General features: G+C 74.4%; 24 protein-coding genes. 10 read left to right on the top strand and 14 right to left on the bottom strand.

Going from position 1 to position 20,825, the window contains the following annotated elements; genetic code table 11:
• Nucleotides 1-68: 68 nt before the first annotated feature.
• Nucleotides 69-845 carry an SDR family oxidoreductase gene (locus tag RWM17_RS02205; protein WP_314100940.1) on the top strand — a complete coding sequence of 259 codons (777 nt, stop codon included), beginning with the start codon at nt 69-71 and terminating at the stop codon, nt 843-845.
• Here the strand turns inward: RWM17_RS02205 and RWM17_RS02210 are convergent.
• Entirely contained in the window at nt 832-1,476 is a 645-nt protein-coding gene (locus tag RWM17_RS02210; RefSeq protein ID WP_314100941.1) for a hypothetical protein, read from the bottom strand. The genes RWM17_RS02205 and RWM17_RS02210 overlap by 14 nt on opposite strands.
• Nucleotides 1,477-1,593: 117 nt before the next feature.
• Between RWM17_RS02210 and RWM17_RS02215 the strand changes: the two genes are divergently transcribed.
• Nucleotides 1,594-2,358, top strand: coding sequence for a DUF2071 domain-containing protein (locus RWM17_RS02215; protein WP_314100943.1), 765 nt, complete (start codon nt 1,594-1,596; stop codon nt 2,356-2,358).
• Nucleotides 2,359-2,427: 69 nt separating this feature from the next.
• On the opposite strand, the gene RWM17_RS02220 is transcribed toward RWM17_RS02215, so the two are convergent.
• The gene (locus RWM17_RS02220; protein ID WP_314100945.1) at nt 2,428-2,727 is read right to left on the bottom strand and encodes a hypothetical protein; all 300 of its coding nucleotides are present in this window, start codon (nt 2,725-2,727) and stop codon (nt 2,428-2,430) included.
• 136 nt (nt 2,728-2,863) lie between these two features.
• Between RWM17_RS02220 and RWM17_RS02225 the strand changes: the two genes are divergently transcribed.
• The 5 genes from RWM17_RS02225 to RWM17_RS02245 all read left to right on the top strand — a co-directional run bounded on the left by RWM17_RS02225 (nt 2,864) and on the right by RWM17_RS02245 (nt 7,175).
• On the top strand, nt 2,864-3,499 hold the full coding sequence (locus tag RWM17_RS02225; protein ID WP_314100946.1) for a phosphoribosyltransferase: 636 nt from the start codon (nt 2,864-2,866) through the stop codon (nt 3,497-3,499).
• Entirely contained in the window at nt 3,496-4,239 is a 744-nt protein-coding gene (locus RWM17_RS02230; RefSeq protein WP_314100948.1) for a Type 1 glutamine amidotransferase-like domain-containing protein, read from the top strand. Before RWM17_RS02225 ends, RWM17_RS02230 begins: the two co-directional genes overlap by 4 nt.
• A complete protein-coding gene (locus RWM17_RS02235) occupies nt 4,236-4,922 on the top strand; it encodes a uracil-DNA glycosylase (RefSeq protein ID WP_314100950.1) in 687 nt (228 codons plus the stop codon). The genes RWM17_RS02230 and RWM17_RS02235 overlap by 4 nt, the downstream gene beginning before the upstream one ends.
• A 136-nt stretch (nt 4,923-5,058) precedes the next feature.
• Nucleotides 5,059-5,670, top strand: a complete 612-nt coding sequence (locus tag RWM17_RS02240; RefSeq protein WP_314100951.1) for a GNAT family N-acetyltransferase — start codon at nt 5,059-5,061, stop codon at nt 5,668-5,670.
• Nucleotides 5,671-5,702: 32 nt separating this feature from the next.
• Nucleotides 5,703-7,175: an amidase gene (locus RWM17_RS02245; RefSeq protein ID WP_314100952.1), complete on the top strand. Its 1,473-nt coding sequence runs from the start codon at nt 5,703-5,705 to the stop codon at nt 7,173-7,175.
• Between the two features lie 9 nt (nt 7,176-7,184).
• On the opposite strand, the gene RWM17_RS02250 is transcribed toward RWM17_RS02245, so the two are convergent.
• The 5 genes from RWM17_RS02250 to RWM17_RS02270 all read right to left on the bottom strand — a co-directional run bounded on the left by RWM17_RS02250 (nt 7,185) and on the right by RWM17_RS02270 (nt 12,208).
• Nucleotides 7,185-7,928 (bottom strand): ABC transporter ATP-binding protein, encoded by a 744-nt coding sequence (locus RWM17_RS02250; protein WP_314100978.1) that lies wholly within the window; start codon nt 7,926-7,928, stop codon nt 7,185-7,187.
• Between the two features lie 101 nt (nt 7,929-8,029).
• Complete coding sequence (locus tag RWM17_RS02255) at nt 8,030-8,803, bottom strand: ABC transporter ATP-binding protein (RefSeq protein WP_314100954.1); 774 nt, start codon at nt 8,801-8,803, stop codon at nt 8,030-8,032.
• Complete coding sequence (locus RWM17_RS02260) at nt 8,800-9,741, bottom strand: ABC transporter permease (protein WP_314100956.1); 942 nt, start codon at nt 9,739-9,741, stop codon at nt 8,800-8,802. The genes RWM17_RS02255 and RWM17_RS02260 overlap by 4 nt, the downstream gene beginning before the upstream one ends.
• Nucleotides 9,738-10,691, bottom strand: coding sequence for an ABC transporter permease (locus tag RWM17_RS02265; RefSeq protein ID WP_314100958.1), 954 nt, complete (start codon nt 10,689-10,691; stop codon nt 9,738-9,740). Before RWM17_RS02265 ends, RWM17_RS02260 begins: the two co-directional genes overlap by 4 nt.
• The gene (locus tag RWM17_RS02270; RefSeq protein WP_314100959.1) at nt 10,688-12,208 is read right to left on the bottom strand and encodes an ABC transporter substrate-binding protein; all 1,521 of its coding nucleotides are present in this window, start codon (nt 12,206-12,208) and stop codon (nt 10,688-10,690) included. The genes RWM17_RS02265 and RWM17_RS02270 overlap by 4 nt, the downstream gene beginning before the upstream one ends.
• 318 nt (nt 12,209-12,526) lie before the next feature.
• On the opposite strand from RWM17_RS02270, the gene RWM17_RS02275 reads away from it, so the two are divergent.
• Together RWM17_RS02275 and RWM17_RS02280 are read left to right on the top strand one after the other, a co-directional pair.
• On the top strand, nt 12,527-12,976 hold the full coding sequence (locus RWM17_RS02275; RefSeq protein WP_314100960.1) for an SIP domain-containing protein: 450 nt from the start codon (nt 12,527-12,529) through the stop codon (nt 12,974-12,976).
• Nucleotides 12,977-13,068: 92 nt separating this feature from the next.
• Complete coding sequence (locus RWM17_RS02280; protein WP_314100961.1) at nt 13,069-14,046, top strand: siderophore-interacting protein; 978 nt, start codon at nt 13,069-13,071, stop codon at nt 14,044-14,046.
• 51 nt (nt 14,047-14,097) lie between these two features.
• Here the strand turns inward: RWM17_RS02280 and RWM17_RS02285 are convergent, their stop codons facing one another.
• From RWM17_RS02285 to RWM17_RS02295, 3 genes are read right to left on the bottom strand one after another with little or no spacing between them, the layout of a single operon-like run.
• Complete coding sequence (locus tag RWM17_RS02285; protein WP_314100962.1) at nt 14,098-14,919, bottom strand: SDR family NAD(P)-dependent oxidoreductase; 822 nt, start codon at nt 14,917-14,919, stop codon at nt 14,098-14,100.
• Entirely contained in the window at nt 14,916-15,272 is a 357-nt protein-coding gene (locus tag RWM17_RS02290) for a Fe-S oxidoreductase (protein ID WP_314100964.1), read from the bottom strand. The genes RWM17_RS02285 and RWM17_RS02290 overlap by 4 nt, the downstream gene beginning before the upstream one ends.
• Nucleotides 15,269-16,669, bottom strand: a complete 1,401-nt coding sequence (locus RWM17_RS02295; RefSeq protein WP_314100966.1) for an NAD(P)/FAD-dependent oxidoreductase — start codon at nt 16,667-16,669, stop codon at nt 15,269-15,271. Before RWM17_RS02295 ends, RWM17_RS02290 begins: the two co-directional genes overlap by 4 nt.
• Before the next feature lie 172 nt (nt 16,670-16,841).
• Between RWM17_RS02295 and RWM17_RS02300 the strand changes: the two genes are divergently transcribed.
• Nucleotides 16,842-17,012 carry a CsbD family protein gene (locus RWM17_RS02300; RefSeq protein ID WP_123546355.1) on the top strand — a complete coding sequence of 57 codons (171 nt, stop codon included), beginning with the start codon at nt 16,842-16,844 and terminating at the stop codon, nt 17,010-17,012.
• Nucleotides 17,013-17,133: 121 nt separating this feature from the next.
• On the opposite strand, the gene RWM17_RS02305 is transcribed toward RWM17_RS02300, so the two are convergent.
• Genes RWM17_RS02305 through RWM17_RS02320 form a run of 4 tightly spaced genes read right to left on the bottom strand, consistent with a single transcriptional unit; the run spans nt 17,134 to nt 20,621 of the window.
• Nucleotides 17,134-17,955, bottom strand: coding sequence for a crotonase/enoyl-CoA hydratase family protein (locus RWM17_RS02305; RefSeq protein ID WP_314100968.1), 822 nt, complete (start codon nt 17,953-17,955; stop codon nt 17,134-17,136).
• On the bottom strand, nt 17,952-18,779 hold the full coding sequence (locus RWM17_RS02310) for an arginase family protein (RefSeq protein WP_314100969.1): 828 nt from the start codon (nt 18,777-18,779) through the stop codon (nt 17,952-17,954). The genes RWM17_RS02305 and RWM17_RS02310 overlap by 4 nt, the downstream gene beginning before the upstream one ends.
• Nucleotides 18,780-18,825: 46 nt before the next feature.
• Nucleotides 18,826-19,902: a DUF418 domain-containing protein gene (locus RWM17_RS02315; protein ID WP_314100971.1), complete on the bottom strand. Its 1,077-nt coding sequence runs from the start codon at nt 19,900-19,902 to the stop codon at nt 18,826-18,828.
• Nucleotides 19,899-20,621, bottom strand: coding sequence for a PspA/IM30 family protein (locus RWM17_RS02320; RefSeq protein WP_192041916.1), 723 nt, complete (start codon nt 20,619-20,621; stop codon nt 19,899-19,901). Before RWM17_RS02320 ends, RWM17_RS02315 begins: the two co-directional genes overlap by 4 nt.
• Nucleotides 20,622-20,825: the final 204 nt, after the last annotated feature.

The following is a 20,825-nucleotide window of genomic DNA, read 5'->3' on the forward strand; positions in this document are numbered from 1 at the left end:
GGCGGCCGCAGGCAGCACGCGACGGTCACCACGGACGAGAACGAACGAACGAACGAAGAGGACGGCACATGGCGAAGCGGGCACTGGTCACGGGAGCGAGCTCGGGCATCGGCGCGGCGACGGTCCGGCTGTTCCGGGCACGGGGCTGGGACGTGCTCGCGGTCGCCCGACGCGAGGACCGCCTCCGGGCGCTCGCCGACGAGACCGGGGCGAGCTGGTTCCGGGCCGACGTCACGAGCGACGACGACGTCGCGGCCCTGCGCGCGCACGTCGACGAGACCGGCCCGCTCCACGTGCTCGTCAACAACGCCGGCGGCGCCTTCGGCCTCGACTCGGTCGAGCACGGCTCGGTCGACGACTGGCGACGCATGTTCGAGGTCAACGTGCTCGGCACGAAGCGCGCCGTGTCGGCGCTGCTGCCCGCGCTGCGGCGAGGCGCCGAGGAGGCGGGCGGCGCCGACGTCGTGACGGTCACCTCCATCGCGGGCCACGTCGCGTACGAGGGCGGCGGCGGGTACAACGCGTCGAAGTTCGCCGAGCACGCGCTCGTCGCGGTCCTCCGCCTCGAGCTCGCGGGGGAGCCGATCCGGGTGGTGGAGATCGCGCCGGGGATGGTGCACACGGAGGAGTTCTCGCTGGTCCGCTTCGGCGGCGACCAGGCGCGGGCCGACGCCGTCTACTCGGCGGTGGAGGCGCCGCTCGTCGCCGAGGACGTCGCGGAGGCGATCGTGCACTCGGTCGAGCTGCCGGCGCACGTGAACCTCGACCTCGTGACGATCAAGCCGGTCGCCCAGGCCGCCCCGTACAAGATCGCGAAGGGACCGCTACGGGTCAGCCGCGACTGAGGCCGGCGCCCGCACCCGTCTCGGGGCCGGTGCCCACGTCGCGGTCGAGAACCGGGTCGGCGTCGTCCTCGCGACCGGCCGCGCGCAGCAGGTCGGCCAGGTCGCCCTCGACGAGCCCGCGGATGCGCTCGTCCCGCCCGTCGTCGTAGTCCGGCGCGGGCGACGCGGCCCAGCCGAGCCGGTCGACCACGGTGCTGCCGACGTCGTCCCAGGCGCGCGACCTGGCCGCCTCGACGACCCCGCCGACGAACGCGTCGTCGTCGCGCCTCCTGGTCAGCTCGGCGGCGAGCGCCTTGGCGGTCGCCTCGCGGAGCTTGAGCGCGCCGGCGTCGTCGGTGCGGTAGTCGAACTGGTGCCGCGACTGGCCGTAGGCGCGGCCGGTCTGGCGGCGCAGGCGGCGCACGCGGGCGGCCCCGGCGAGCTGCTGCTCGGCCAGGCGGGCCATGTCGTCGCGGACGACCTGGGTGGCGACGGCCTCGTCGAAGGGCAGCGCCTCCTGCAGCGCTCGCCGGATGACGTGGTTGGTCGCCGAGACCACGAGGGCCGAGCGGACGATCAGGAGCCCCTCGTCGACCGACCGCTCGAGGGCGGACCGCTCGGCGCGGCGGCGCTGGCCGGGACCGTGGGGCACGGGCAGCCTCCTGGGGGACGGGCGTCGAGAGCGACGAGCGGGGGTGGTCGCGCACCAGGCTAGCCACGGACGGCCGAGGCTGTGACAGGGCGGCGGAGGGCTGTCTACGGTGGCGTCATGACCGCCTCCCCGCGCGACGCCTCACCGGTGTCCGCCACCGCGCCTCCTCTGCTCCGTCGCCCCTTCGTGCGTCAGCACTGGGGCGGCCTGGCGTTCGCGCACTGGAGGGTGGAGCCCGAGCGGGTCGCGCCGCTGCTGCCGCCGGGCACCCGGCCCGACGTGCACGACGGCTCGACGTGGGTCGGGCTCATCCCGTTCCGTCTCTCGGGCAGCGCGTTCGGGCCGCTGCCCGCCGTGCCGTGGTCGGGCTCGTTCCTCGAGACGAACGTGCGGCTGTACTCGGTCGACGACCTCGGTCGCCGGGGCGTCGTGTTCCGCACCCTCGAGGCGCAGAAGCTGCTGCCGGTGCTGGGCGCGCAGGCCGGTCTCGGCCTGCCCTACCGCTGGGCGTCGATGTCGAGACGAGACCGAGGAGGCGTCGTCGAGTACGTGTCCCGCCGCCACGGTCCCGGAGCGCGGCCGTCCAGCCGCCTCTCCGTCCGCCCGCTCGCCGACGAGGTGGTCGGCGACCCCCTCGCGGACTTCCTCACCGGCCGGTGGGGAATGCACGTGGCCCGCGGCGGACGCACCCGCTACTGGCCGAACGAGCACGCGTCGTGGCCGCTGCGCCGCGCCGAGCTGGTCGACCTCGACGACGAGCTCGTCGCAGACTCGGGGCTGCCCGGGGTCACCGACCGCGCACCCGACTCGCTGCTCTGGTCGGACGGGGTCGACACGGTGTTCGCGCCTCCCGGCGGGCGGTGGGAGGTGCCCGGCCGATGACGGGGCGCGGACGCCGACCCGTTGCGGACCGGTCCCTTCGCGGGGCTGCCAGAGGCTGACGCGTCGTGGTCAGTCGACGTTGTTGTCGGGGTGCAGGGCCTCGAGATCGATGTCGTGGTCGATGATCGCCTGGACGGCTTCCGGGCTGGCGTCGAGTGCCGCCGAGAGGTCCGCGACGGGGACATGGGCGTCGACGGCGTCCTCCAGGGCGGAGACGGCGGCCGCGGCCGCGTCGTGGATGTCCTCGGAAGGGCTGGCCAGGAACGCCTGGACCTCCTCGCGAGCGGCGTCGGCGAGGGATCCTTGCTCGTCGGTGAGCGCTGCCGCAGTGAGGTCGACGGAGGGCAGTGAGGGGGAGGAGTCGCTCATGAGGCTGATCCTAGAGCTCACCAGCCCGCAGGCGACGTCGCACGACGCGGATCGGCTCGCCGGGGCTCCTCAGGCGCCCGAGTCCCGACGCGCGACGGGCGTCGCCGAGTCCGGCCCGGCCCGGTACGGTTGCGGGATGGTCTCCTCACCCGACGCCCCGTCCGACCTCGACCCCTCGTCGGCCGGAGCGGCCTCCGTCGTGGTGGAGGACGACGTGGCCGGCGACCCCGACGCGGCTGCACCCGCGTCCTCCGGATCCGGGTCTGCGTCCGCCGCCTCGGGCGAGCGCGAGGTCCTCGGCTGGCTCGAGTTCGGCGAGGCCGCCCGGCACCTCGCCCGCGACGTCGTGGCCGCTGACTTCACGCCCGACGTGATCGTCGCCGTGGCGCGCGGCGGGCTCGTGCTCGCAGGCGCGATCTCGTACGCCCTCGACACGAAGATGTGCGGGTCGATCAACGTCGAGTTCTACACCGGCGTCGACGAGCGCCTGCCCGAGCCCGTCCTGCTGCCGCCGACCCTCGACGCCCCGGCGCTGGCCGGCAAGCGGGTGCTCGTCGTCGACGACGTCTCCGACTCCGGCCGCACCCTCGCCCTCGTCCGCGACCTGCTCGCCGAGGTCGCCTCCGAGGTGCGCACCGTGTGCCTCTACAGCAAGCCGCAGACCATCCTCGAGCCCGACTTCACCTGGAAGCGCACCTCCCAGTGGATCACCTTCCCCTGGAGCGCCCTGCCTCCCGTGACCCGCGACGCCGGACAGGGGGACGCCTCGTGAGCATCCACCTGGTGGGCGGCGGCTGGGCGCCCGACGAGCCCGGGCTGTACGACCTCTTCGTCGCCGAGGCGGCGGTCCGCGGCCGCGCGGTCGGGCGCGACGTCCCCCGTGTCGGCGTCCTCGTCGTCGTGGCCGACGACTCGCCCTCTGAGGAGTGGCGCACCGGTTTCCCCGCCCTCATCGCGTCGGGCGGCCGCTGCGAGGTCGTCACGACCGTCGTCGAGGCCGGCGACGTCTTCGACACCCGGGTGCTCAGCGACGTCGACGGCCTCGTCGTCGGCGCCGGGCTGACGCCGGCCTACCTCGAGGCCGTGGCTCCGCTGGTCGACCAGGTGCGCCTCCTCGTCAGCGACGGCCTGCCCTACGTCGGGTTCTCGGCCGGTGCCGCCATCGCCGCCGACCGGGCCCTGCTCGGCGGCTGGCTGATCGGCGACGTCCCCGTCTGCCCGCAGGACGCCGCGGAGGACCTCGACGAGGTCGAGCTCGGCGAGGGCCTCGGCCTCGTCGACCTCGCCGTCGACGTGCACGCCGCCCAGTGGGGCACGCTCACGCGCCTGGTCGCCGCGACCGAGGCCGGCATGGTCCGAGGAGGCGTCGCGATCGACGAGCACACCGCCCTCGTCGTCGGGGAGGGCGCCCTGACCGTGCTCGGCCGCGGAAGCGTCTGGCGCGTCGAGCCGCAGGTCGACGAGCAGGGCGACGTCGTCGGCGTCTCCGTCGGCTCGCTGGGCGCGGAGTGATCGCGCGCCCGCTCGCCGACCTGGTGCACCCGAGCTGGGCCGAGGCGCTCGCGCCCGTCGCGCCGCTCGTCGCCGACATGGGCGAGTACCTCCGCGCCGAGGTGCGCGCCGGTCGCGGCTACCTGCCCGCCGGCGAGGCCGTGCTCCGCGTCTTCACGACGCCGCTCGACGAGGTGAAGGTGCTCGTCGTCGGCCAGGATCCCTACCCGACGCCCGGCCACCCGATCGGGCTCTCGTTCGCCACTGCGCCCGACGTCCGGCCCGTGCCGCGCAGCCTCGCGAACATCTACCGTGAGCTGCAGGACGACCTCGGCCACCCGCCCGTCGCGCACGGCGATCTCACCTCGTGGCAGCGCAACGGGGTCATGCTGCTCAACCGCGTGCTGACGGTGCGTCCCGGCGAGGCTGGTTCGCACCGCGGCAAGGGCTGGGAGCCCGTGACCCAGCGCGCCGTCGAGGTGCTCGCGGCCCGCGGCGGACCGCTCGTGGGCCTGCTCTGGGGGCGTGACGCAGCCTCCCTGGTGCCGATGCTCCGCGAGGTGCCGACCGTGCAGTCCGCCCACCCGAGCCCGCTCTCGGCGTCGCGCGGCTTCTTCGGGTCGCGGCCGTTCAGCCGGGTCGACGAGCTGCTCGTGCAGCAGGGCGGCACGCCCGTCGACTGGCGCCTGCCCGACCAGCCCTGAGCTTGCCGGCGCGGTTCAGGAACCCTCGGGCCGCGAGTCCTGCGACGTGCATGGCCCAGGACTCGCGTTCCCCCCGTCGCGCGATCCAGGACCGATCTTCCTGAATGAGGAGGCCGCGGCGTGCCAGAGTGGGGACGTGCTCGAGGAGGAATACCAGCAGAGGCGGCAGCTGCCGCGCCAGCTCCGTCCTGCGCCGACTCCTGAGCCCGAGTTCTCGTACGAGATCAGGCCGCTCGAGTCCGCCGACCTGCCGTACGTCCGCGAGATCCACTCCCACTACGTCGCGAACTCGAGCGTGACCTTCGACGAGAAGGCGACGACCCTGGCCGAGTGGCGGCGCAAGGCGGCCGTCGGCCAGAGGCTGGGCATGCCGTTCCTCGTGGCGGTCAGCCCGGTCGGCGAGGTGCTGGGCTACGCCCACGCGACGCCGTGGGGCGGCAAGGCCGCGTACCGGTACACGGTCGAGACGTCGATCTTCCTCCGGGCGGCGGCGACCGGCCGTGGCCTCGGCCGGGCCCTGCTGGAGGCGCTGGTCGAGGCCTGCAGGGAGGCCGGCATCCGCGAGATGATCGCGGTCATCGCCGACGCCAAGGCTGACGCCTCGATCGCCCTGCACGCCCGGCTCGGCTTCGTCGAGGTGGGCCGGATGGGCCGGGTCGGCTTCAAGTTCGGCCGCTGGCTCGGCACGGTCACGATGCAGAAGTCGCTGAAGAAGCGTCGCCGTCGCGACTCCGCGCCGCGCGCCTGAGGGCCGAGCGCCCTGCGCCTAGGCTCGGGTGCGTGTTCGAACTCCACCACCTCAGCGCCCAGGAGCAGTGGGACTGGCTCCGCCGCGGCGAGGTCACGCCCCGTGAGTTGACCGACCACTACCTGGCTCGCATCGAGCGGCTCGACTCCGGATCCGGCGGCGACGGCGGCGCCGCAGACGACGGAATCGGCGCGTTCGTCGCGGTCGGGGCCGACGCCGCACGGGACCGGGCCGACGAGCTCGGGCGCGCCGGGCGCAGCACCGCCCCGCTGTGGGGCCTGCCCCTGGCCGACAAGGACCTCACCGACCGCGCCGGCCTGCCGACCGGTCTCGGCTCGCGGCTCTCCCGCGGGCGCGTCGCCGAGCAGGACTCGGAGATCTCCGCGGTGCTGGGCGAGGCCGGCGCGGTCAGCCTCGGCAAGACGGCGACGCCCGAGTTCGGCCTCACCGGCTACACGGAGCCCGTCGTCGGTCCCGTCACGCGCAACCCCTGGCGGCGCGACCTCGGCGCGGGCGGCTCGAGCGGGGGAGCGGCGGCTGCGGTGGCCGCCGGCCTGCTGCCGTTCGCCCCCGGCTCGGACGGTGGCGGCTCGATCCGCATCCCTGCCGCCATGACCGGGCTCGTCGGCCTCAAGCCCTCCCGCGGCCGGGTGCCGGCCCAGTCGGGCATCACGAGCCTCGGCGGCCTCGCCGTCGGCGGCCCGATCGCCCGCACCGTCGCCGACGCCGCGATGCTGCTCGACGCCATGGTCTCGCCCGACGGCCGGGCACCGCGCGACCACTTCGCCCTGCGGGCGCCCGGCTCGCCCGACGGGGCGTGGCTCGGGACCGCCGTCCGCGGCGAGGGACGGTTCCAGCTCGGGGTGCTGACGGCCAGCCCGTGGGACGACGCGTACGACGTCCGGGTCGACCCGCGCCTCCTCGGGGTGCTGCGCGACACCGCCGACCAGCTCGACGTGCTGGGGCACGGCGTGGACGACGCGTCGCTGCCCGACTCGGGCCCGGGGTCCCCGGACTACGCGGCCCTGTTCCGGACGATCTGGCAGGCCGGCGCGGCGGGCATCCCGGCCGAGACCGACGCCGACTTCGCCCTGCTCGAGCCGATGACGGCGTGGCTCGTCCGCCGGGGCCGCGAGGTCGGCGCCCGCGAGCTGGGCGCCGCCCTCGCCGGCCTCAGCGCCTACGAGCAGAGCGTCATCACGGCCTTCGACCGCTTCGACGCCGTGCTGACGCCGTCGCTCGCCCTGCTGCCGCCGGCCCTCGGCTGGCACGACGCCGACGACCCCGAGCGGGCGTTCGAGCAGCAGTGCCTCGTGTCGCCGTTCACCTCGTTCGTCAACGTCGCGGGCCTGCCGGCGATCACGCTGCCGGTGGCCGAGGTCGACGGGCTGCCCGCGGGGGTCCAGCTGATCGGCCGACCGGGTCGCGAGGACGTGCTGCTCGCGATCGGCGCGCAGCTCGAGCGCCGGCTGCGCTGGCAGCGGCGGCACCCCGACTGCTGGTGAGGCGCGCCGTCAGGGCCCGTCGAGGGTCGGCACCGACGCGATGAGCCGCCTCGTGTAGTCGTGCTGCGGCCGCCCGAGCACGTCGGCGGTGGCGCCCTGCTCGACGATCCGGCCGCCCTGCAGCACGGCCACCCGGTCGCTCAGGTGCTGCACGAGTCCGACGTCGTGCGAGACGATGAGCAGCGACAGCCCGAGGTCGTCGCGCAGCTCGGCCAGCAGGGCGAGGATCTGCGCGCGCACGGTCACGTCGAGCGCGCTCATCGGCTCGTCGCCGACGAGCAGGTCGGGCCCGTGCACCACGGCGCGAGCGAGGGCGACGCGCTGTCGCTGGCCGCCGCTCAGCTCGTGCGGCCACAGGTCGACGCCCCGGGGGTCGAGCCCGACACGGTCGAGCACGTCGGCGACCATGCGCTCGTGGTCGCCCGGCACGTGCAGGAGGCGCAGCGGCTCGGCCACGACGTCGCCGATCCGCATGCGCGGGTCGAGCGAGCTGTACGGGTCCTGCAGCACGACGCCCGTGCGGCGGCGCAGCCAGCGGAGGCGCGACGCGCGGTCGGGCCGCACGTCCCGCCCGTCGAAGGTCACCGTGCCGGCCGTCGGCCGGTCGAGCGCGAGCAGGAGGCGCACCAGGGTCGACTTGCCCGAGCCGGACTCGCCGATCAGCGCGACGCTCTCGCCCCGCCCGACGTCGAGGTCGGCCTCGTCGAGGGCGTGCCGCACGGGTCCGGGCTGGAACGGCGACCGGCGGGGCAGCGTGAAGGTGCGCGAGAGCCCGCGGCCGCGGAGCAGCGGCCCGGCGCCGGCGTCGGGTCCCGTGTCGGCTCCGCCGTCGTCGTGCTGTGCGAGCGAGTCGGTCACGGTGCCCTCCAGGTCGTCGCGCGCGTCGCCTCGACCAGGCCGCGCGTCACGGGGTGAGCAGGCGAGCGGAGGAGGCGGGCGACCGGCCCGCTCTCGACCACGCGTCCCCGGGACAGCACCGCCGCCTCCTCGGCGACCTGTGCCAGCACCGCGAGGTCGTGGGTCACGAACAGGAGCGAGGCGCCGCGCTCGTCGACCAGCCGGCGGAACAGCGCGAGCACCTCGGCCTGGGTCGTCACGTCGAGCGCGGTCGTCGGCTCGTCGGCGAGCAGCACGGCCGGACGCGCGATGAGCGCCGTCGCGATGACGGCGCGCTGGCGCTGACCGCCCGACAGCTGGTGCGGCCACGAGTCGGCGACCGACTCGTCGAGCCCGACCTCGGCCAGGGCCTCGACGGCACGGCGGCGCGCGTCGGTCCGCGACACGCGGCCGTGCAGGCGCAGCGGCTCGGCCACCTGACGCCCGATGGTCATGACGGGGTCGAGGGCCGTGCGCGGGTCCTGGAACACGGCGGCGATCGTCGCTCCCCGCAACGGGGCGAGCCGCCGGTCGGAGAGGCCGACGAGCTCCCGGCCGTCGAGGCGGATGCTGCCCGTCACGACGGCCTGCGGCGGCAGCAGGCCGAGGACGGCGAGCGTCGTCATCGACTTGCCCGAGCCGGACTCGCCGATCAGGCCGAGCCGGGCGCCGTCCGCGAGGTGCAGCGAGACGCCGTCGACGACGCGGTGCCCGTCGATCGTCACGGTCAGGTCGTCGACGTCGAGGCTCACGAGGTCACTCCGGGGGAGGCGGCGGGGGAGTCGGCAGCGGCAGGCGCGGCCGTGGGGGCGGCCGGGGCGCCGGGGTCCACGGACAGGGCGGCACGTCGCCCGCCGCTGCGGAGCCGCGGGTCGGCGGCGTCGCGCACCGCGTCGCCCAGCAGGTTGAGCGCCAGCACGGTCAGCGTGATCGCGAGCCCGGGCCAGACGATCGTCCACGGGTGCACGCCGAGGAACTTCTGCAGGTCGGCGAGGAGGCGCCCCCACGAGGCCGTCTCGGCCGACGCCCCGTAGCCGAGGAACGACAGGCCCGCCTCCGCGAGGATCGACGTCGCCATCGCGAGCGACAGCTGCACGACGAACACCGGGGCGATGTTCGGCAGCACGTGCCGCAGCAGCACCGTCGCGGTCCCGGCGCCCGACGCGCGGGCGGCGGTGACGTAGTCCTCCCGGGCGACCCGGCGGATCTCGCTGCGGGAGACGCGGGCGATCGTCACCCCGTAGCCGAGGCCGGCGGCGACCACGACGACCCCGAGCGACCCGCCGAACGCCGCGGCGAGGGCCATCGCGACGAGGATGGTGGGGAACGCGACGAGCACGTCGATCAGCACGGCGACCGACTCGCGCACGATGCGGGCGGTCAGCGAGCCGAGGGCGGCCAGGCCGAGCCCGACGACGAGCGCGAGGAGGCCGGCCGAGACGGCGACGACCACGGTGGTGCCGCTCGCGGCCATCACGTAGCTGGCGATGTCGCGGCCGACGGCGTCGGTGCCGAACAGGTGCGTCCCCGACGGGGGCAGCCAGGCCGAGTAGGGATCCGTGCGGAACGGGTCGTTCGGGGTCCAGACCCGGCTGACCGCCGCGGCGAGGGCGACGAGCGAGAGCCAGGCGACGGCTGCCGCGCCCTGGGGTCGGCGCAGCAGGGCGCGCACGAACGAGCCGCGCCTCATCGCTCGACCTCGCGCAGCCGGGGGTCGAGCCGACGGTGCGCGACGTCGACGAGCAGCCCGACGAACAGGACGATCGCGGTGAGCGTCATCAGCTCGCCCTGGACCTTGGTGAGGTCGCGGCGGCCGACGTCGGTGACGAGCATCCGTCCGAGACCGGGCAGCGTGAAGAGCTGCTCGACGACGACGGCGCCCACCACGAGACCGACGACCTGCAGGCCGAGCACGCTGACGACGCTGAGCATCACGTTCGGCAGGCCGTGCCGGAGCAGCGCGCGGTCGAGCGTCATGCCCTTGGCCGCGGCGGCGCGGACGTAGTCCTGGTCGAGCGCGCCGATCGCGGCCGACCGGGTGAAGCGCAGCAGCACCGCACCCTCGATGATGCCGATCGTGAGAGCAGGCAGCACGAGCGAGCGGAGCGCCCGCCCGGGGTCCTGCCAGCCGTCGAGGGGCCAGCCCTGGGTGGGCAGCCAGCCGAGCGTCACCGCGAACAGGGCGATGAGGAGCATGCCGAGCCACACGGCCGGCACCGCGGCGAGCAGCTGCGAGCCGACGCCGACGACGAGGCCGACGGGTCGGCGGTGCCGGGCGGCGGCCCAGACGCCGGCGGGCACTCCGATCAGGAGCCCGAAGACCAGCGAGAGCCCCGCCAGCGGCAGGGTCACGCCGAGCTTCTCCGCGATCTCGCCGGCGACGGGGCTGCCCGTCACGAGCGACTCGCCGAGGTCGAGGCGCAGCAGGCCGGCGGCCCAGTCGAGGTACTGCGCGACGATCGGCCGGTCGAGGCCCAGCTGCTCGCGCAGCGCCGCGACCTGGGCGGGCGAGCCCGTCGTGCCCGCGATCGCCTGCGCCACGTCGCCCGGCAGGAGGCGGAGCGTCGCGAAGATCAGCACGCTCGCGACCACGAGCCCCAGGGCGAAGAGGGCCGTGCGTCCGAGCAGGAACCGGGTCACTCCGAGACGGCCAGCGCGGACAGGTCGAGGCGGGTGCTGGTGGACGACGTCGGGAAGCCCGTCACGCCGTCGCGCACGGCCGTCAGCGTCGTGGCGGTGTACAGCCACTCGGCCGGGGCGTCCTCCGAGACGATCCGGGCGGCCTCGGCGAGCTTCGAGGCGGCGACCTCGGGGTCGGTCGCGGCCAGCGACTCGGCGTACAGCTGCTGGACGGGAGCCGAGTCGTAGCCCCAGTAGTAGGTCGGGTCGGCCCAGTTCGAGAAGTCGTGGGTCTCGGCGTGGTTCACCATGCTCAGCTGGAAGTCGCGCGTGCCGCCGTCGGCGGGCGGCGCGAGCACGTCGTTCAGCCACGTCGTGAAGTCCACCTGCTGCACCGTCAGCGTGACGCCCACGTCGGCGAGCTGGGTGGTGAGCACGTCGCCGATCGCGGCGGGGTAGAAGTTCGCGTACTCGAGCGTGAGGTCGAGGTCGTCGGCGTGGCCCGCCTCGACCAGGAGCTGCTTCGCTTGGTCGGGGTCGTAGGCGTCGACGTCCGTGAGGTCCTCGTAGCCGGGGTCGAGCTCGGGGATCGGGCCGCCCTGGTCGACGGCCGAGCCGCCGACGGCCGCGATCAGCGCGTCGTTGTCGACGGCCATCCGGATCGCCTGGCGCACCCGCGGGTCGGTGAAGGGGGCGACGGCGTTGTTGAAGGCGAGGGTGTACTTGTCGGTCGTCTGGCCCTTCTCGACCGTGATGCCGTCGACGCCGTCGAGCTGGGAGGCGAGGGTCGCGTCGACCGCCGTCTGCACGTCCAGGTCGCCCGAGAGGGTCGCGTTGATCGCGGCCGAGCCGTCCGTCACGTACCGGAACACGACCCCGGCGACGCCGGCCGCCTCGCCCCAGTAGTCGGCGTTCCGGTCGAGGCGCAGGTTGTCTCCCTGGGTCCACGAGGCGAGGGTGAAGGGCCCGGTGCCGTTGGCGGTGGTCGAGAGGTCGTTGGTCGCCGCCTGCTCGAGCACGAGCCCCGCACGGCCGGTCAGCGCGAACAGCAGGGCCGAGTCGGGCTGGGACAGCGTGAGCACGACGGTGTCGTCGGCGGGGGAGCTGATGTCGGCGACCGAGGCGAGGTCGGCGTGGCCCGCGAGCGACTCGTCGTCGGCGACCTGCTGCAGCGACCACACGACGTCGGCCGCGGTCATCGCGGCGCCGTCGTGGAACGTCACGCCGTCCTGCAGCGTGAACGTGTAGGTCAGGCCGTCCGCGCTGATCGTGTGCTCGCTCGCCAGCACGTCGACGATCTCGTTGTCCTGCGTGCGGCCGACGAGGCCCTGGTAGACGTTGTCGATCAGGACCTGGTCGAGGGCGATGCCGGAGGTGGTGCGGACGTCGAGGTCGGAGGGCTCGAGCACGAGGCCCACGGTCACGGTCGCGTCGGAGCCGCCGCGCGGGGCGTCGGAGCCGCCCGCGGTGCACCCGGCGAGCAGGGCGAGGGAGGCGGCGGCGGCGACCACGGGGACGAGGAGGCGGGAGGGGCGCATGGCGGTGGAGGTGCCTTTCGGGAGCGGTTCGGGTCGGCGTGCACCGTCGCTCGTGGCGACCTGCACGCTCCGGTCGAAGGAGGACCGTCGTCGCTTGTGGACGTCGGACCACGGCTGGCACGTCGTCGCTGCCGGACTGACGCGCCGCCCCTCGCCCCCAGGTCGCTGCCGGACCCGTGGACGTCAGAGAATCTACTACACCGGGGTCGGCCCGGGACCGGGCCGCGCGTGCGCCCCGTGCGGCGGTGCCTGTGCACCTGCCGCGAGCGCAGGCCGTCGAGTGGCGGATGAGGCAAGCCTCACCTACATTGGGCGGACATGTTCCTCGACTTCGCCGACCCGCCCCTCCCGTACGACGCGATCCGCGTCCTCTTCGCGGGCGACGCCTCCTCGGTCCCCACCCTGCGCGCCATGCTCGCGGCGCTGCCGATCTGCGCGAGGGGCCAGGTCTTCGTCGAGGTCGACACCGCGGCCCAGATCGAGGAGCTTCCGTCGCCCGGCCGCGTCACGGTCACCTGGCTCGCCCGCGACCGTCGCTCGGGTGCGCCCGGCAGCGGACTCTCCTGTGCACCCGGCGAGGCGCTCGAGCGCGCCGTCCGCGCATGGCTCGCCGAGATGTACGTCGACACGGACTCGCTGGCCGAGGCCGAGCACCTCATCTGGCTCGGGGGCCCCGAGGGCTTCGCGTGGGACCTCCGCCGCGACCTGCACGACACGGTCTCGCCCCACCAGGGCGTGTCCTCCGACCGGGGCGCGACCGCCGTCTGAGCGCGCGCCTCCTCGGCTCGTGGTCGACACCTGTCGTTCGACGTCGAGACGGCTCCTGACGACTTAGGTAAGGCATGCCTTAGGCTCAACTGGTGACGATCACCGCAGAGGCCCCGCCCGAGGCCCGCCCGAAGCCCGCCCACCGCCCGTACCGGGTGCGCGTCGCGGCCCTGCGGGCCCTGAGCCCGCACTTCGTCCGCGTGACCTTCACCGGCGACGACCTCGCCGACTTCGGCGTCGACGGCCTCGACCAGCGGATCAAGCTGGTGCTGCCCCTCGAGGCCACCGGCTACGACACGTTCCCGACCGACGACTGGTGGCCGTCATGGCGGGCGCTCCCCGCCCAGGAGCAGAACGCCTTCCGCACCTACACGGCCCGCGCCGTCCGGCCCGATCTCCGCGAGGTCGACGTCGACTTCGTCAGCCACGGCGACCAGGGAGCCGCGGCGTCCTGGCTGGCCCGCACCCGTGTCGGCGACGAGGCGATGCTCATCGGGCCCGACGCGACGAGCGGGGTCACCGGCAGCGGCGTCGAGTGGGCGCCCGGCCACGCCTCGACCGTGATGATCGCCGGCGACGAGACCGCCGTGCCCGCCATCTCGTCCATCGTCGAGTCGCTGCCGGCCGACGCCCGGGGCTGCGTGTTCCTCGAGGTGCCGACCGCGGACGACGTGCTGCCGTTGGTCGCGCCGTCGGGCGTGACCGTGCACTGGTTGCCGCGCGCCGGCAGCGGGGCGTCAGCCGCCGACGCGGCAGCGGACGCCCGCGCCGACGCCGCCTACGGTGCTCCGCTGCAGACCGCCGTCCGAGCCTGGACGGCCCGCTACGTGACCGCGTGGCACCGCGGCGTCGACCTCGAGGAGGTCGACATCGAGCACGAGATCCTCTGGGACGTCCCGCAGGGCGAGGCGCAGCACGGCGCCGCCCTGCAGGGAGAGCTCTACGCCTGGCTCGCGGGCGAGGCGGGCGCGATCAAGGCGCTGCGACGGTTTCTCGTCAGCGAGGTCGGCGTCGACCGCCGCCAGGTCGCCTTCATGGGCTACTGGCGGCTGGGGCGCGCCGAGATGTGACCCTCGGGCGGCGCCCGTCCCCGCCCTTCGGCCACGCCGCGGCGCCGCCGCTCAGACCTTGGGGTCGACCCCGACGATCTCGCTCGTGCGGTCCCAGAGCGCCTCGGCCAGCAGGTCGTCCTGCGCGTGCCGGTGCAGGCGGCCGTGCGGCTTGAGCTGGTCGAAGTAGGTGCCGTTCTCGACGCTCACCGAGCTCGGGCCCGACAGCTGGATCAGCGGCACGGCGCCGGCGTGTGCCGAGATGCCGTAGTTGCCGTTCGAGAGGACGTTCGCCATCCGCCACATCGGCGACGACGAGCCGAACGACGTCTTGACGATGCCGGGGTGGAACGAGAACGCCTCGAGGCCGGTGCGCCGGGCGAGCTCGCGGACGAACAGGATCGTCTCGATCTTGCTCGTGCCGTACTGGCGCCAGCCGCCGAGCCAGGGCCGCTTCGCCCAGTTCAGGTCGTCGAGCCGGACGCTGCCGAACAGGTTGGCCACGCTGGCCGTCGAGACGACCCGGCCCGAGCTCTCGAGCAGCCGGGGCAGCAGGAGTCGCGTCAACAGGAACGGCGCCAGGTGGTTCGACTGCAGGATGCGCTCGTGCCCGTCGTGGCTGAGGCCGCGCTCGCTCACGAGGCCGCCCGCGTTGTTGGCCAGCACGTCGATGCGCGGGTACGCCTCGAGCAGCTCGTCCGCGAGACGGCGGACATCGTCGAGACGGTCGTAGTCGGCCAGGAAGGCGCGACCGCCGACCTGGTCGGCGACGGCGCGGGTGCGCTCGGCGTTGCGGCCGACCACGGCCACCTGCGCGCCTCCCGCGGCCAGCTCGATCGCCGCCTCCCGGCCGATGCCGCTGCTTGCTCCGGTGATGATCACGGTGCGGGTCATCGATAGCCGCCTTCCTCGAGGCCTGCCTCGATCTCGAACCTGTTCGTCAGCGGGTCGCTGCCGGCCAGGAAGTACAGGAACGGCATCAGCATGCCGTACTTCTGCCACTGCCTCACGTGGACGGCCTCGTGCTGCAGCACGAGGGGCCCGTCGTTGTCGCGGGTCAGGTAGACCCGTCCGACGCAGGTGCCCCCGCGCTTGAACGCCCAGCGGGGGAGGCCCCGGCAGACGATCAGGTCGCCGACGACGCGCACCCGACCGACGCTGAGCGGCACGCCGACGGCGAGTCCGACGGCGGTCGCCCAGGCGCAGCCGAGGCGCGAGATCGGCGAGTCGAGGAGGGGGTTCCTCACGGACGCCCGTAGGCGTCGAGCAGGCGCAGCCAGATCTCGCTCACCGTCGGGTACGCGGGGACGGCGTGCCACAGGCGGTCGATCGGCACCTCGCCGACCACGGCGATCGTGGCGGCCTGGAGCAGCTCGGCGACGTCCGGCCCGACGAAGGTCGCGCCCACGATGACCTTGCGGCTCTCGTCGACGACGATCCGGGCGTGGCCCTCGTAGTCGTCCGAGTGCAGGGCCGACCCGGCCACGCCCGCGAGGTCGTAGTCGACGATCTTCACGTCGATGCCGCGCTTCTCGGCGGCGTCCGCGGTGAGGCCGACGCTCGCGACCTCGGGGTCGGTGAACGTCACCTGGGGCACGGCGGCGTCGTCCGCGGTCGCGACGTGCGCACCCCACGGCTCGGTCTTCAGCTCGCGGCCGAGGGCACGGGCGGCGATGACCTCGCCGGCGGCGCGGGCCTGGTACTTGCCCTGGTGCGTCAGCAGTGCACGGTGGTTCACGTCGCCGACGCCGTAGAGCCAGTCGGTGCCGTGCACGAGCAGCGTGTCGTCGACCTGCAGCCAGTCACCGGGCTCGATCCCGACGTTCTCGAGGCCGAGGTCGGAGGTGCGCGGCACGCGACCCGTCGCGACGAGGATCTCGTCGGCGATCACGACGCTGCCGTCGTCGAGGGTGACCTCGACGGTGTCGTGCTCGGTGCGGAGCACGGAGGCGGGGGACGAGCCGACGCGCACGTCGACGCCTCGCTCGCCCAGTGTCTTGCCGACCAGCTCGCCGGCGAAGGGCTCCTGGCCGCCCAGCAGGCCGCTGCGGGCGATGACCGTCACGGTCGAGCCGAGGCCCTGGTACGCGGTGGCCATCTCGAGGGCGACGACGCCGCCTCCGACGATGACGAGGCTCTGGGGCACGGTCTGCGCGCTGGTCGCCTCGCGGCTCGTCCAGGGACGCGCCTCGGCCAGGCCGGGCACGTCGGGGAGCAGAGCGGTGGAGCCGGTGGCCGCGACCACGGCGTGGCGGGCGGTGTGGACCGTGCCGTCGACCGTCACCTCCTTGACGCCGGTGATGGTCGCGTGGCCGCGCAGCAGGGCGATGCCCGCGCCCTCGACCCAGTCGGCCTGCCCCGAGTCGTCCCAGCCGCTCGTGAACGAGTCGCGTCGGCGCAGCACCGCGGCGACGTCGACGTCGCCGGTCACGGCCTGGGCGGCGCCGCCCACGGACTTCGCGGCCCGGATCACCGAGGTGGAGCGCAGCAGCGCCTTCGACGGCATGCAGGCCCAGTACGAGCACTCGCCGCCGATCAGCTCGGCCTCCACCAGGGCCACCTCCAGCCCGCTGCGGGTGGCGTAGTCCGCCACGTTCTCGCCGACCGCGCCGGCTCCGATCACGATGAGGTCATAAGTCGTCATGGGTCAGACGGTAGTCCCGAGGGCCTGTCACGCGCCGGGGGGAGTTCTCTGGGCGCACATGAACGGTCGCTGTACGATTTCTGAGTACTGCGTGACAGGTGGTGACGAGGGGGAGCCCGAGGCGTACGGTGCTGGAAACGGCGCAGACAGCGCCTGTAGCGAGGAGGTCACCATGGGACTCGACGACAAGATCAAGAACGCCGCTCAGGACATCGCCGGCAAGGCGAAGGAGGCCATCGGAGACCGCAAGGGCGACGACAGCCTCAAGGCCGAAGGTCAGAAGGACCAGGCTGGCGCGTCCGCCAAGAAGGTCGGCGAGGACGTCAAGGACGTCTTCAAGTAGGTCGATCCGCCTCGTTCTCGAGCCCGCCCCCCCTCAGGGGGAGGCGGGCTCCTGCGTGTGCCCGGGGCATGCGGCGTCCGGGCCCGTCGTCGTCCGTGCCGAGGGGCGACCCGAGGAGGCGTCAGTCGCCTGCGTACTCGGCCGTCGTCCTCGAGAGGAACGCCTCCATGCCTCGACGCGCGTCGCCGGACTGCATGAGCCGCACGAGCTCCGGCTGCAGCCTCGCCTCCGCGGCGGCGTCGCCCTCGCGCACCGCGAGCCGGGCGTTCGCCAGCGTCGCCTGCACGGCCAGCGGTGCCTGGGCGGCGATGCGGCGGGCGAGCTCGAGGCCGCGGGCGCGGGCCTCGCCCTCGGGGACGACCTCCTGCACGAGCCCGATGCGCCGCGCCTCCTCGGCGTCGAACAGGTCGCCGGTGAGCATCCAGCGCATCGCGTCGCCCCAGCCGACCCGGCGGGGGAGCCGGATCGTGGCCCCGCCGAACGGCAGGATCGCGCGGCTCACCTCGATTTGACCGAAGCGGGTGCCGACCTCGGCCACGACGACGTCGCTCGCGAGGGCGAGCTCGACCCCGAGCGTGAGGCAGGTGCCCTGCACGGCGGCGACCACGGGCTTCGTGAGCTGGCGCCCCTCGACCTGCCACGGGTGCAGCCCGCCTTCGGGGACCACGTCGAGCCCGTCCTCGCCGACCGCCGGGGCGACGTCGCCGAGGTCGAGGCCCGCCGTGAAGTGCTCGCCGAGGCCGACGAGGAGGCCGACCCGCAGGTCGGGATCGCGGTCGAGCAGGCCGTAGGCGAGCGAGAGCTCGCGGAGCATCCGCAGGTCGGCCGCGTTCCGCTTCTCGGGGCGATCGAGGCCGATGACGAGCACGTGCCCGTCGCGCTCGACGGAGACGCGCGGCCGGTCGTCGCCCACCGCGTCGTCGCTCGCCGCGCCGTCGTTCATCGGGCCAGTGCCCCGACGACGCGGAGGATCGTGCCCATGTCGTCGGCCGCGGCGGCCGCGTCGACCGGGGCGAACGAGCACAGGCCAGCGCCGACGAGCGGGAAGCGCTCCTTGAGGGCAGTGATGGTCGCGATCAGCACGGCCGGGTCGAGGCCGAACGGCACCGGCTCGAGCAGCCCGTCGACGACGCCGGGGTCGAGCACGTCGAGGTCGACGTGCACGTACACCTCGGTGGCGCCGGTCGCGGCGACCGCCTCGACCACCTCCTCCGGGGTGAGGTCGAGCGACGACACCGTGCGCACGCGGCGGCTCTCGACCCAGGTGTCCTCGGCGTCGTCGTAGGTGCGGCACCCGGCCAGGACGATCCGGCCTGGCTCGAGACGCCTCGCGCCGGGGCCGGCCTCGAGGGCGCCGAGCTCGTCCGTGCCGTCGCCGGTGAGGGCCCGGAGGACCATCCCGCTGAAGGCGCCGCTCTCGCTGGTGCGGGGGCTGTGCAGGTCGGGGTGGGCGTCGAACCAGACGACGGCCGTGTCGGGTCCGAGGGCGTGCTGCACGGCGGCGTACTCGACGCCGCAGTCGCCGCCCACGACGAGGGCGGGCGACGCCTCGGCCTCGAGCTCGCGGCGGAGCGACGCGGCCACGGCCACGACCGACGAGAACCTGTGGACGCGGGTGCCGAGCGAGTCGCCGGCGCCGACCGGCACCTCGACCAGGGCGGTCGACTTCGCGGGCAGGTCGCCGAGCACGGCGTACGCCCCCTCGGCGAGCCGCATGGCCCTCGACGACGGAGAACCCTGCCACTGGGGGACCACGACGAACCTCATGCGCGTGAGTCTGGCACAGGGCGGTCCGCCGAGCGCCGGATCGCGTTCATCCCCAGGGCCTGCTCACCCGGGCCACGACGCGCTCGAGCGGCCCGCGGCCGAGGAACCGGCGCCAGAGGACGGCCCAGGCGATGGTGAGGACGACGGCCGCCACCAACCAGCCGAGGGGCAGGCCGTAGCGTCCGCCGTCGAGGCGGTAGAGCGTGAAGAGGGGAGCGGTCAGCACGAGGTGCGCCGAGTAGATGGTGAGCGGCTGGCTCCCGACGGCGGCGAGCGGCGAGAGGCCCGTGGCGACGGCTCGTCCGGCCGCCCAGGCCGGCCGGGTGGCGAGCAGCAGCAGGCCGACGACGGCGAGGGCCGTGCCGCCCGAGCCGACGATCTCCGCCGGTGCGCCCTCGTGAGCGGCCGGGTCGAGGGCAGGCCACGAGGAGGCGCCCGGCAGCCACCGGGACCCGTAGCCGATGACCGCCGCCACGACGCCCCCGACCAGCAGGACGACCGCCGTGCGCGGCCGCCGCAGGTCGCTCCGCGCGGCGACCAGGCCCACCAGCAGGAACGGCAGCCACACGAGCGCCGGGTACGAGCCGACGAGCAGGGCGTCCTGGGCGAGCCCCGCGACCCCTCCCGCGAGAGGGCTGCCGAGGGTCGTCACGGGCACCTGGTCGGCGAGCCACGGGGCACCGACCGTGACGACCGCGGCCAGCGCGAGCAGCACGGGGCGCGGGGCGAAGAGGACGACGGCGAGCAGCGCGAACATCACGCCGTAGTAAGGGAGGATGACGAGCACGTACTCGTTCCAGGCCTGCAGCACGAGGCCGAGCAGCACGAGGATCGCCGCCCGGATCAGCACGGAGCCGACGACCGGGGCGCGGCCGCCTCGTGGCGTGGGGCGCGAGCCGCCCGACGAGAGCCCCAGCGAGATGCCGGCGAGGGTGGCGAACAGGATCGCCGATCGGCCGTCGAAGACCCGCTCGTCGAGCTCGGCCCGCGGCCACATGTGCGCGGCGAACATGCCGAGCACCGCCAGCCCCCGCGCGACGTCGACGGCGACGACGCGCGACGCCCCGCCGTCCGGCCGGTGCACGGCGGGAGGCGGGGCGAGGGAGCCGGAGGCGGTGGTCACGCGTCGAGGGCGCCCAGCTTCAGGGCGGCGAGGCGAGCGTCGACCTCGGTCTGCTGGTCGAGGTCCTCGAGGCCCTCGAACTGCGCGTCGAGGCTGGACGCCGCGAGCTCCTGCTGGCCGAGCACCTTGGCCTCCTCGCGTCGGACCTTGTCCTCGAAGCGGCCGATCTCGCTCGTCGGGTCGAGGACGTCCATGCTGCCGAGGGCGTCGGCGACCTGCGACTGGGCCGCCGCGGTCTTCGAGCGGGCGATCAGCTCGTTGCGCTTCGAGTCCAGCTGGTCCAGCTTCGAGCGCATCCCGGTGAGCCCGGCCTTGAGCTTGTCGACGACGACGGTCTGGGAGGCGATCGTCGGCTCCGCGTCCTTCGCCTCCTTCTCGGACGAGATCTGCTTGCCGAGGGCGACCTTCGCGAGCGCGTCGAACTTGTCGGCGTCGGCGGCGTTGCCGGCGGTGCGGAGCTGGTCCGCCTTGTTGCTCGCGGCCAGGGCCTTCCGCTCCCAGTCGGCGGCCGCGGCGACGTCCTCCGCGTGGTCCTGCTCGAGCAGCCGGAGGTTGCCGATGGTCTGCGCCACGGCCGACTCGGCCTCGGCGATGCTGTTGGTGTAGTCGCGCACCATCTGGTCGAGCATCAGGGCAGGGTCCTCCGCCTGGTCGAGCAGGGCGTTGATGTTGGCGCGGGTCAGCTGTGCGATCCGGCCGAAGATGGACTGCTTCGCCATGGTGGTGTCCTCTCGTGGGTGGTGCGTGGGTCCCGCCGGGCGGCGCCCGCCGGGAAGTCTCGTCGTGGTCGTGGTCGTGGTCGTGGTCGTGGTCGTCTGGGTCGTCGTCCGGCACGGGCGTCGGACCGGGTCAGAAGCGCCCGCCGCCGGAGCGACGTCCGCCGCCGCCCCCGCCGCCGCCGCCTCCGCCGAAGCCGCCCCCGC

This window comes from uncultured Frigoribacterium sp. (genome assembly GCF_963515265.1).
Lineage (GTDB): Bacteria > Actinomycetota > Actinomycetes > Actinomycetales > Microbacteriaceae > Frigoribacterium.

Excerpts from the sequence above, each read along its gene's own strand:
- RWM17_RS02260 (WP_314100956.1), bottom strand. The coding sequence starts at position 9,741 with ATGAGGCGCGGCTCGTTCGTGCGCGCCCTGCTGCGCCGACCCCAGGGC.
- RWM17_RS02285 (WP_314100962.1), bottom strand. The coding sequence starts at position 14,919 with ATGACCCGCACCGTGATCATCACCGGAGCAAGCAGCGGCATCGGCCGG.
- RWM17_RS02215 (WP_314100943.1), top strand. The coding sequence starts at position 1,594 with ATGACCGCCTCCCCGCGCGACGCCTCACCGGTGTCCGCCACCGCGCCT.
- RWM17_RS02300 (WP_123546355.1), top strand. The coding sequence starts at position 16,842 with ATGGGACTCGACGACAAGATCAAGAACGCCGCTCAGGACATCGCCGGC.
- RWM17_RS02310 (WP_314100969.1), bottom strand. The coding sequence starts at position 18,779 with ATGAGGTTCGTCGTGGTCCCCCAGTGGCAGGGTTCTCCGTCGTCGAGG.
- RWM17_RS02270 (WP_314100959.1), bottom strand. The coding sequence starts at position 12,208 with ATGCGCCCCTCCCGCCTCCTCGTCCCCGTGGTCGCCGCCGCCGCCTCC.
- RWM17_RS02275 (WP_314100960.1), top strand. The coding sequence starts at position 12,527 with ATGTTCCTCGACTTCGCCGACCCGCCCCTCCCGTACGACGCGATCCGC.
- RWM17_RS02205 (WP_314100940.1), top strand. The coding sequence starts at position 69 with ATGGCGAAGCGGGCACTGGTCACGGGAGCGAGCTCGGGCATCGGCGCG.
- RWM17_RS02320 (WP_192041916.1), bottom strand. The coding sequence starts at position 20,621 with ATGGCGAAGCAGTCCATCTTCGGCCGGATCGCACAGCTGACCCGCGCC.
- RWM17_RS02220 (WP_314100945.1), bottom strand. The coding sequence starts at position 2,727 with ATGAGCGACTCCTCCCCCTCACTGCCCTCCGTCGACCTCACTGCGGCA.
- RWM17_RS02305 (WP_314100968.1), bottom strand. The coding sequence starts at position 17,955 with ATGAACGACGGCGCGGCGAGCGACGACGCGGTGGGCGACGACCGGCCG.
- RWM17_RS02225 (WP_314100946.1), top strand. The coding sequence starts at position 2,864 with ATGGTCTCCTCACCCGACGCCCCGTCCGACCTCGACCCCTCGTCGGCC.
- RWM17_RS02295 (WP_314100966.1), bottom strand. The coding sequence starts at position 16,669 with ATGACGACTTATGACCTCATCGTGATCGGAGCCGGCGCGGTCGGCGAG.